The following is a 9704-nucleotide window of genomic DNA, read 5'->3' on the forward strand; positions in this document are numbered from 1 at the left end:
GGGACAATTAGAATTTAGTATCGATATTTATATAGTCCAAAAATTCCCGTCTAACGGCCTCATCCTTAAATTTCCCCCCGTATTCTGCCGTTACGGTACTACTTTCAATATCGCGGATACCCCGGGAATTTACACATAAATGTTTGGCATCTATAACACAGGCAACATCTTCGGTACCCAGTACCTCTTGGAGTTCCCGTACAATCTGAATATTCAATCGTTCCTGCACCTGTGGTCTTTTAGCGTAATAGTCCACTATCCTGTTCATTTTGGATAATCCTACAACGGTACCTTTGGAAATATAGGCCACGTGGGCCTTCCCCACTATAGGTAATAAATGGTGCTCACAGGTAGAATAAAGGGTGATATTTTTTTCTACCAACATTTCCCCGTACTTATACTTATTGTCGAAGGTGGAAGATTTTGGTCTTTTTTTAGGATTTAGACCTCCAAAAATTTCTTGAACAAACATTTTGGCTACCCTATTGGGAGTTCCCCTTAAGCTGTCATCATCAAGGTCAAGTCCCAAAGTCAGCATTATTTCATTTACACTGCCCCTTATACGTTCTATTTTTTCTTCATCACTTAACACAAATGCATCCTTACGTAAAGGTGTGTCCTCGGCAGCTGAGACGTGATCGTCCCCCAACTCTTCAAAATGCTTTTCCAATGCGTTGTCGATTTTCATTAAAATATTGCTTTTTAAGGCAGCAAAGATATACATTATATGCCACTTTATACCAAGTTTGCCCCATTACACAACATAAATTAGTGTTAACTAAAGTGGGTCGCTAATTTTGATATTACCAAATTTTATAGGTATTCATGAACAGGTCGACCCTCATTTTTGCTGTTATTTGCTGCCTGTGCATTGCCTTGGCCAAGGCCCAGGTGGCTCCGGATTGCTCAAATGCGGTACCTATTTGCAACAATACCCCGGTAAATGGAGGTACTAATGACTATGGTTCCGATGATTTTAAAGGCGCCGATAAATCCGGTTGTTTGGAAAAAACGCTTTCCGGAGCAATCGAATCCAATGCTGCTTGGTATAGATTTAGGACAGGGGCTTCGGGACAACTGGGATTTAATATTGGTTTCAACTCCAATGAGGATTGGGACTTTGCCCTGTATAGATCCAGTGATTGTAATTCCTTGGGCGACCCCATCCGTTGTAATTTTTTTGACAATAGGGATGCCAATAGCTTTATTGGTGTTGGAGTAGATCCCCAGGGGACTGCGGATAATGTTCAATATGAGGACTGGTTGGAGGTTTTGCCCGGGGAGGATTATTATTTGTTGGTGAACAATTTTAGTAACAATAATTCCGGATTTTCCATACAGTTCAAAGGGCAGATCTTCTTTACCAACCCTTATGACGCATTGGATTGCTCTATTGTCAACAATCTTTTGGGACCCCCGGTTGCGGCTTGTAGCAATGACAATATAGTTTTGGATGCCACCACTGCAGATGCGATAAGTTATGCCTGGTATAGGGATGTAGGATATGGTTATGCCGTAATTCCCGGGGAAGTTTCCGCTACGTTACAGGTACTGGAAGCTGCTTTTTACCGAGTGGAGGTGATAACCCAGTCCCAGAATAATATTATAAGTGATGTGCAGGTGGGTTTTTCCCCAGCGCCAACAACAGCTCCTGTAGGTGATGAATTCCTTTGTCTGGATTCTGAGTATTATTATTTAAGTGACAAGGATGAAGAGGCCTTGGGCGGACAATCCGGAAACGAAGCAATTATTTCCTACCATTCCAGTTTGGCCGATGCGGAGGCAGGGGTAAACGCCCTGCCTACGGAATATAAGTTGCAAATTGGGGAACAACGGATTTATATTAGGGCCAGCTCCGCACAGAACCCCAGATGCTATGATGCTTCGGAAAATTTTAAATTAACCGTCCACCAGCCTCTGATTCCCAATTTCCCCTTGGAGGTTTTTCTTTGTGAAGGGGAAGTAGGTGCAGAAATAGGGGAGATGGTCCCGGACCCAACATATAATTATCTGTGGGATACCGGCGAACCCACTTCCCATATCACCGTTGTCCAAAAAGGGGAATATACCTTAACTATTAGCGATGAGCTTGGTGTTTCCGTATGTGACAATACCTTTGTCATTAAGGTCTACGCCTCAAGGACACCCCATATAAAGGAGGTGTTAATTGAAGATCTTCAAGATAGCAATACCATTACGATAGTTCCCGATGGGGAGGGCGATTTCGAATATCGTTTGGATGAAGGCGCCTATCAGTCGGTTAATACATTTTATGAGGTACCTCCCGGGGTGCACAGGGTTACCATGAACGATTTGAATGGATGCGGAATGGCCATGGAAAGCATAGTTGTGGTAGGGTTCCCTAAGTTTTTTACCCCCAATGGGGACGGGGCAAACGATGTTTGGAACATAGTTGGTATTTCTACTTTGGAAGAACCTATATTAACGGTTTATAACAGGTATGGAAAGTTGCTTAAACAATTTTCCCAAAACAACATAGGTTGGGACGGCACCTATAATAGAGTGGCATTGCCCTCGGACGATTACTGGTTCAAATTAAGTTATAGGGATCAGGATGGGCAGCGGATAGTGGCCAAGTATATCAATAATCATTTTGCCCTAAAACGATAAGAATAGTTTACATTTTGGTTATAGCAACGTATCGCTACGGATGTAACTGGCCAAGACTTCTTTAAATGCCCTGGTAAAGGTTCGGCCAATTATGATAAAATATACCCCTATTATACTAAATCTTTTTCCTAAGAGTTATTATACTTGATTTAAGTATATATTTAGCCTCAATTTTTATGCGGACACCTATCATTGCTATATGTGTTATGTTGCTGTTTGTCAGTAATATATTTGCGCAAAATTCACCCGATTGTAGGAGTGCCATTCCCGTTTGTGCCGATGCTCCCGTTATGGGTACTGCGGACGGTGGCGGCATCGATGATTTTGATCCGGATGTAGTTCGCCAAACGGGCTGTTTGGAGAAAGGGAGCAATATTTCCGCCAATATAGAGAACAATAGCTCATGGTACGTGTTCAGGGCCGGAACGGACGGACAGATCGGCTTTGATATTGAGGCCCTGCCGGTTACCGGCAGTACTATTACTGCGGAATGGGATTTTGCGGTCTACGGCCCGGATGTGGATTGTTTGGGAATAGGAACCGGTAGTATTGAGCCCATTCGGTGTAATTACGAAACCAATAGTACCCGTTTTACGGGAATAGGTATTAATCCGGAGAACGGGCAGGTGGGAGCTCCATTTTTAAAACAAAGTCAAAACACCTACGATGAATGGTTGGATGTTAGGGAGGGTGAAATCTATTATATTCTCATAAATAACTGGAACACCAATTTTGATGATGATGCGGAATCCTTTATGTTGACCTTTACGACCAGATCTGTAGATGATGATCCAAACGATGTTTTGGATTGTACGCTTAGGGATGAGTTTTTGGGATTGGATATTATAGCCTGCGAAGATGACCCCGATATTGTTTTGTCCGCTTTGAATTCTACTGCCGGACCCAATATTGCCAACATTACATGGTCCGTTGATTATGACGATGATGGTGTTTTGGATGATCCCAATTTGGCTTCAGGCCCTACAGAATTTGAATATACGGTAACAAGTCCCAATTCCGGAAGATATTTTGTGGAGATTACCACCTCCGAGACTCCTTCGAGAGTGATAGAGGATGATATTTTGATCACCTACTTCGGAACTCCGGTTTTACAGGAAGTAATCGTCAGGGACGATCTTTCGGATAACAATATTGTGGAAATAGTGGTGGCCGATCCGGACGGTAATTACGAATACGCCATTAACGGGGGGCAATTTCAGGACGACCCTGTTTTTAATAATGTACCTCCAGGGGTAAATACGGTGATCATAAATGATAAAAATGGTTGTGGTATTACAGGGCCCATCGAGTTTTTGGTGGTAGGGTATCCAAAGTTCTTTACGCCCAATGCCGATGGAATTCATGATCGTTGGAATGTGTATGGTATCTCTACCTTGATAGATCCTGTAGTATTTATATTTGATCGTTACGGCAAGCTCCTAAAACAGATCGATGAAACTACCATTGGGTGGGACGGCACCTTTAATGGAAGGCCTATGCCTTCTTCGGACTACTGGTTCAGGATGGAGTATTCGCGTGACGAAGTTGGAATTATAGTGGCCCGATCCGTTAGGACCCACTTCACCTTGAAGCGATAATCGAATTATTCTAAAATAACGTGAGTTCGATATATATTGTATTTAAAATCAGTTTTTTATATAATACCTGTGTCCGGTCGAGCGCAGTCGAGACCTCATTTTAAAGGCGTTATGGTACAATAGCCTCTCGACTCCGAGGGGACAGTAGCATTTTTTTAATTTACACGAAATCAATATCTTGTAATTATTTTTATGACGAACTCACGTTAAAATACAAAGGAGACGGGTAAATCCCGTCTCTTTTATTTATTAAATTATGTACTTTAAAAGTTAAGGGTGTATCCCAAACTTACTACGGAGTTCTTGTTGGTAATATTGGCCGGTGTTGGTAGGCCAACATCGAACAATTGTTTGTTTATGTCCTGAGTGGAATAGTTATAGGATAGGTCCAGCCTACTTCCTCCAAAATTATAGCCTATACCCCCCGAATAACCATTTAGATCGCCAATGGTCCCCCCATTGGCATACGGACTCTGTTCAAATCTGTACCCTGCCCTTAGGCTCAGGGCCTCAATACGGTATTCCCCGCCCAATCTAAATGTTGACACTGTACTTAAGGTATTGGAGATATAATCGTTCTCGGAAGCAAAACTAGGATCCGAACCTGGTCTTAACTCTGCTTTGGACATGTCCTGATAGCTATAGTCGAAACTAATAAGGCCGTTTTGGCCAAAAATCATAGCTAGGCTTCCCGTTAATTTTCCGGGGATTTTAATGGTATAATCCTCAAAAACATTAATGATATTAAAATTGATAAAGGAAATATCGCTATCAGCCAGATCGGAATAAATTTTTTGGGAAGTTTCATCCGATAAATTGTACCAAGTAGGGGATTGATAACTACCTCCTATTCTAAAAAATTCAGTTAATTTACCGATGGCTCCCAAACTAAAGGAAAAGCCATTTCCCTGGGTCCTGAGCAAATTGTCGAAGCTTATACTTTGAATTTCGGAATCGGTATCAAATCCCCTTTCGGACAATTGGGTAAGTTTGTCCAGGAATACGCTGTGTATGTTAAGGGAGGCTCCCAAATATAAATTGTCCCCGTACTGTGTGGCCAGGTTGGCGGTAAATTTACCGTTATACCCTGAGGTGGTCTGGGAGTAATCCTGGATGACATTACTGTACTTGGCGTTGGAGATATAGTCGGTATTGTTGTCATCTTCGAAATCCACAGGGTCTATTATGCCCCCGTAATATCCCAAAAATGCTTGTTGGTCCACAAATCCCAAATTGGCCCCTATATCCAAATAGGCTTCCTCTATAAATTCGTCGTCCTGTATTAGGAGCGGTCCAAACGGTACGCCATTGGCCAAATTTAAAAAGTAGTTATCTATGCCCTGATCACTATTGCCGGTGACAAAAAGATCATCGTCAAAATTATTGATCATATCATAGTTGAATGCCAAAGCAAGTTTTTTCCATGGGGAACCGTTACTGGTGCTTTTAAATACAAACACACCTCCAATCTGGTTAAGGTCCAATGAGTTTAGGGAGGTACTGCCGCTACCGTTAAAATAGCGGGAATCATTTTTAACATTGTAATTGGACCCCGTTAGGGATAACAAACTGTTATTGAAAACGGCCGACCCTGCAGGGTTTATATTTAAGGAGGATAAATCCCCGCCCAAGGCACCAAATGCGCCATTTAATCCTTGAAAACGTGCGGTACCATAGGAACCCTCTCCGCCCAGTCTTAAAACATCATTGATGTTCTGAGCGCTGGCAAAGGCACATAACAATAGTAGAATGAAAGTGTAATTCCTTTTCATTTTATTCAATTTTGAAAGTTTTTATTAAAATATGGGACCATGTTTTTAGTTGCGCCTACCACTACTTCGGCTGCCGGAGGACGATGATCTTGAAGAAGAACCGCCAGAGCTTCTTATGCTGCCACTGGAACTGCTGGAACTGCCCGAACTTCTATAGGTGCTGCTCGATGATCTTGTTGGGGTACTACTGGAGCTGCTTCTGTAGTTTCCGCTAGAGGACCTTGTTGGAGTTGAGCTCCTATAGGTACTGTTGGAAGACCTTGAAGAAGCGCTACTTCTATAAGTAGAGGTTCTTGGAGCAGTGCCTCTATAGGTTCCGCTATTGGACGAACTGCTCCTGTATGTTTGATTGCTTCTGGAACTGTTGTTGTAATTGGGTACCGCCCTAGTACTTCTGCTGGTCCGGTACGATCTGTTTCTTTCCAATGCATCCACACCAACATTACTGCGTGCGGCGGAACTTCTATATCGGCTACTGCCTGTTCGGTCTGCAGTAATGTTCGACCTTCCGCTCAGGGCAGTGCTCCTAAGCCTGGTATTGGAGTTGTAGACACCTCTTCTGCTGGCATTGTACGCGTAGCTCCTATTGTAGAAATTGCCAAACCTGTTGCGGGAATAGTGGTAAGGGTAGTAGTATCCGCCCCATCCGTAGCCTCCCCAGCCCCAATTATTCCATCCATAGCCTCCCCAGCCCCAATTGTTCCATCCGTAGCCTCCCCAGCCCCAGTCGTTCCATCCATAGCCATATCCAAAGCGGTTCCATCTCCAGGGATTGTAAAATCCTCCGTAGAGACCGCCATAAAAACCACCATATCCCCATGTAAAGGGAGCGCCTCCCCAACCCCAATCGTCATAAATATTGATATTCACATTGGTGGCATTGTCCCCCCATGATCCGTATCCATTATAGTCGTTGTTGGGGGCGTTATAACTTAGATCTTGGTCATAGTTAAGGCTGTCGGTTTCCATATCGCTATAATAACCATCAACATCTGTGAACACCTCACTATCCAAAATTTCTCCATAATCATTGGCCTTTTGGCCAAAATAATCGCCATAGGCATTCGGTTTTGGGGCGGGCTGTTGCGCTCTTGGCCGTTGTTCGGTTACCCGAACCTGTTCTGAATTATTGGAGTAGATGCCATCATTATCGTAATATGAGGCTTGCTGGTAGGACCCGCAAGATATCAATACGGAGATAAGGAGTACAACAGTTGCTGCTATATGTATTCTTCGGTGGGGTAGAGAATGTATCATCGCTGTAAATTTAATTGTTGAACATTGTAAAAATAGTTAGTTTTGCCGAACTATTTCATTTAAATATAAAGTCGCAAGTTTTGTGCCAAACTTACTGGTATGGGTAAAAATTTAACGAAAAGAGCAGAGGATTATTCCAAATGGTATAATGAACTTGTTGTAAAGGCGGATTTAGCAGAAAATTCGGGGGTTAGGGGTTGTATGGTCATTAAACCTTATGGTTATGCCATATGGGAAAAGATGCAGGCCCAATTGGATAAGATGTTCAAGGAAACGGGACATGAGAATGCCTATTTTCCATTGTTCATACCCAAGTCCTACTTGAGCAAAGAGGCCAGTCATGTGGAAGGTTTTGCAAAGGAATGCGCTGTAGTGACCCATTATAGGTTAAAAAATGCCGACGACGGCAGTGGTATTATTGTGGATCCCGATGCCAAGCTGGAGGAGGAACTAATTGTTAGGCCAACATCGGAAACGATTATTTGGGATACTTATAGGAGGTGGATTCAATCCTATCGTGATTTACCTTTGCTTATCAATCAATGGGCCAATGTAGTGCGTTGGGAAATGAGGACCCGACTTTTTTTGAGAACTGCGGAATTTTTATGGCAGGAGGGGCATACTGCCCATGCTACCGAAAAGGAAGCCATTACGGAAGCGGAGCAGATGATGGAGATATATGCCGAATTTGCAGAAAATTATATGGCGGTACCCGTGGTAAAAGGAACCAAAACGCCTAGCGAACGTTTCGCCGGTGCCCTAGAGACCTACTGTATAGAGGCCTTAATGCAGGACGGTAAGGCTTTGCAGGCCGGGACATCCCATTTTTTGGGACAAAATTTCGCCAAGGCTTTTGATGTGAAATTTGCTAACAAAGAAGGGGTGCAGGAGTATGTTTGGGCAACTTCTTGGGGGGTCTCCACAAGATTGATAGGGGCCTTGATCATGGCCCATAGTGATGATAACGGATTGGTATTGCCGCCTAAATTGGCGCCAATACAAGTAGTAATCGTACCTATTTACAAAGGAGAAGATCAATTGGACGCAATTTCTGAAAGAGTGGCCCCTCTTGTAAAGGAATTACGTTCTAAGGGAATCTCGGTAAAATATGATAACAGGGATACCCAGAAACCGGGATTTAAGTTTAATGAATACGAACTGAAGGGGGTGCCTGTCCGTTTGGCAATAGGGCAGAGGGACATGGATAATGGGACCTACGAAGTAGCGCGAAGGGATACCTTTGAAAAGGAGACCGTAAAGGGTGATGAGGTAGTGTCCAAAATTGAGTTTTTGTTGGAAGATATACAGGCCAATATTCATAATAAGGCCTTGGAATATAGAAAAACACATATCACCGAGGTAAATTCCTATGAGGAATTTAAGGAGGTTTTGGAAAGCAAGGGGGGGTTCCTATCCGCGCATTGGGACGGTAGTGTAGAAACGGAAGAGTTGGTGAAAGAGCAGACAAAAGCTACCATTCGCTGTATTCCCATAGATGCCAAAGAAGAGGCCGGAGCCTGCATGGTAACGGGAAAACCTTCCTCTAAAAGAGTGCTTTTTGCCAAGGCATATTAAAAGATTTTAAAAAAAATAATTTAGGTCTTGCGATAGTAAAAAATAATTGTATTTTTGCATCCGCAATTATGCAATTTAATGGTCCGTTCGTCTAGGGGTTAGGACGCCAGGTTTTCATCCTGGTAACAGGGGTTCGATTCCCCTACGGACTACTAAGGTTATTTTGAAATTTTGGGGTACCGATAGCATCTTAAAAATGGTGTCCGTACCTGAAACCAAAAAATGGTCCGTTCGTCTAGGGGTTAGGACGCCAGGTTTTCATCCTGGTAACAGGGGTTCGATTCCCCTACGGACTACACAGTAAATTTAGGGGTATATCCCAATAAAAAAATTAATTAAATAGAAAATGGCAAATCATAAGTCAGCATTAAAGAGGATTAGAAGGAACGAAGCGGTAAGATTACGTAATAGGTACCAGCACAAAACGACCCGTAACGCTATCAGAAAATTGCGTACCGAGGAGGACAAGAAAGCTGCTGAAACTTTGTTGCCAAGCGTAGTAAGTATGATCGATAGATTGGCCAAGCGCAATATTATCCATTCCAATAAAGCTGCAAACTTAAAGAGCAAGCTGACCAAACAGATAGCTGCATTATAGGTTTTATAATTTATATAAAGGAACGCCCCTCGAAAGAATGGGCGTTTTTTTGTTTTTGCTATCCGCTATATTTGGTATGATATAGGATCATGACTAATTGTTGTGTTTATTCAAAAAATCGGAAATAATTAGAATAGACATGTTTTTTGATTTTTAGTTTTTTATACAAAGTAGTATCTACGAAGATCAATGATCAAATTATTCTTTCATTTTACTCAATTGGTTTCTATTGTTTTTTAACGGTTTTCGTGAATCTTCGATTTCTTTGCTTGT

The 9704-nt window shown here is 42.5% G+C and carries 7 protein-coding genes and 2 tRNA genes; 6 read left to right on the forward strand and 3 right to left on the reverse strand.

Annotation, left to right across the window (positions count from 1 at the left end):
• Nucleotides 1-7: 7 nt before the first annotated feature.
• Nucleotides 8-688 (reverse strand): GTP cyclohydrolase I FolE, encoded by a 681-nt coding sequence (folE, locus tag D0S24_RS16135; RefSeq protein ID WP_117020873.1) that lies wholly within the window; start codon nucleotides 686-688, stop codon nucleotides 8-10.
• A 137-nt stretch (nucleotides 689-825) separates the two neighbouring features.
• Here folE and D0S24_RS16140 point away from each other — a divergent pair, with 137 nt between their 5' ends.
• Nucleotides 826-2631: a T9SS type B sorting domain-containing protein gene (locus D0S24_RS16140; protein ID WP_117020846.1), complete on the forward strand. Its 1806-nt coding sequence runs from the start codon at nucleotides 826-828 to the stop codon at nucleotides 2629-2631.
• A gap of 176 nt (nucleotides 2632-2807) precedes the next feature.
• Complete coding sequence (locus D0S24_RS16145; protein WP_117020847.1) at nucleotides 2808-4229, forward strand: T9SS type B sorting domain-containing protein; 1422 nt, start codon at nucleotides 2808-2810, stop codon at nucleotides 4227-4229.
• A 263-nt stretch (nucleotides 4230-4492) separates the two neighbouring features.
• Here D0S24_RS16145 and D0S24_RS16150 read toward each other — a convergent pair whose 3' ends face one another.
• Both D0S24_RS16150 and D0S24_RS20950 read right to left on the reverse strand, forming a co-directional pair.
• Complete coding sequence (locus D0S24_RS16150) at nucleotides 4493-6001, reverse strand: OmpP1/FadL family transporter (RefSeq protein ID WP_117020848.1); 1509 nt, start codon at nucleotides 5999-6001, stop codon at nucleotides 4493-4495.
• Between the two features lie 45 nt (nucleotides 6002-6046).
• On the reverse strand, nucleotides 6047-7258 hold the full coding sequence (locus D0S24_RS20950) for a hypothetical protein (RefSeq protein ID WP_147321474.1): 1212 nt from the start codon (nucleotides 7256-7258) through the stop codon (nucleotides 6047-6049).
• Nucleotides 7259-7357: 99 nt separating this feature from the next.
• Between D0S24_RS20950 and proS the strand changes: the two genes are divergently transcribed.
• From proS to rpsT, 4 genes are all read left to right on the forward strand, one after another.
• The gene (gene proS, locus D0S24_RS16165; protein WP_117020851.1) at nucleotides 7358-8833 is read left to right on the forward strand and encodes a proline--tRNA ligase; all 1476 of its coding nucleotides are present in this window, start codon (nucleotides 7358-7360) and stop codon (nucleotides 8831-8833) included.
• An 80-nt stretch (nucleotides 8834-8913) separates the two neighbouring features.
• Nucleotides 8914-8985, forward strand: a tRNA-Glu gene (locus D0S24_RS16170).
• Nucleotides 8986-9057: 72 nt separating this feature from the next.
• A tRNA-Glu gene (locus D0S24_RS16175) sits at nucleotides 9058-9129 on the forward strand.
• 50 nt (nucleotides 9130-9179) lie between these two features.
• Nucleotides 9180-9431 carry a 30S ribosomal protein S20 gene (rpsT, locus tag D0S24_RS16180; RefSeq protein WP_117020852.1) on the forward strand — a complete coding sequence of 84 codons (252 nt, stop codon included), beginning with the start codon at nucleotides 9180-9182 and terminating at the stop codon, nucleotides 9429-9431.
• Nucleotides 9432-9704: the final 273 nt, after the last annotated feature.

Origin of the sequence: Arenibacter sp. P308M17 (genome assembly GCF_003426735.1) — a bacterium.
In the GTDB taxonomy this organism is placed as follows: domain Bacteria; phylum Bacteroidota; class Bacteroidia; order Flavobacteriales; family Flavobacteriaceae; genus Arenibacter.